Source organism: Dysgonomonas sp. 520, from assembly GCF_010501095.1.
In the GTDB taxonomy this organism is placed as follows: domain Bacteria; phylum Bacteroidota; class Bacteroidia; order Bacteroidales; family Dysgonomonadaceae; genus QVMP01.
The window spans coordinates 130,793-131,438 of record NZ_QVMP01000008.1 but is presented as its reverse complement, the minus strand read 5'-3'; the positions used below and the strand labels follow the sequence as shown (position 1 = coordinate 131,438).

General features: G+C 31.6%; 1 protein-coding gene. It reads right to left on the bottom strand.

Annotation, left to right across the window (positions count from 1 at the left end):
• Positions 1–101: 101 nt before the first annotated feature.
• On the bottom strand, positions 102–347 hold the full coding sequence (locus tag D0T56_RS06430; protein WP_163319313.1) for a hypothetical protein: 246 nt from the start codon (positions 345–347) through the stop codon (positions 102–104).
• Between the last annotated feature and the right edge of the window lie 299 nt (positions 348–646).

Here is a 646-nt window from a genome sequence, read left to right as displayed (position 1 = left end):
CACTCTACAAGTGACAGAGCCTTTTCAGTGTCTCAGTATCAGTGTACAAAGGTATAAAAAATCTTTTACACAACACGCTTCTTTCAGACATTTTAAAGCTATTATTTAAACAAGTCCTTTGTTTCGTCTTTAGCCTTATCTATCAAATCTTCCGCTTTGTCTGTCAATTTATTGAACAAAGATTTAGCTTTTTCGCTCATATCTTCGTACTTTCCTTTAAAGAATTTTTCCCAGTCTATGTTCAGACCTTCCTTGTCCATAAATTCTTTAACCACTTTAATTGCTTTCTGTGCCTGTTCGTCGGTCAGGCCTGCTTCTGTTTGAAGTTTTTTTACCAAGTCTTCCATAATAATTTATTTTATTTTGTTACTGTGTTGTTTTATAACAAATTGTTATGGGTTTAGTTGCAGATTGGTAATATTATTTTCATATAACATTTCTTAAAATCTAAACTATTACATCTGCCCTCCCTGATTTTCGCCTTTCGAAGAATCATCGTTATTGATATCTCTTTGAATTTTCTTTATGTCTTTGTGTTTTTTTTCAATTCAAACCAATACTTTTCAAATACAGATTCGCATTAATTACTAAAAACCGTCTAGACTTTTTCGTTTTATTCAATTTTGTCATCCTGAGAGTATCGAAG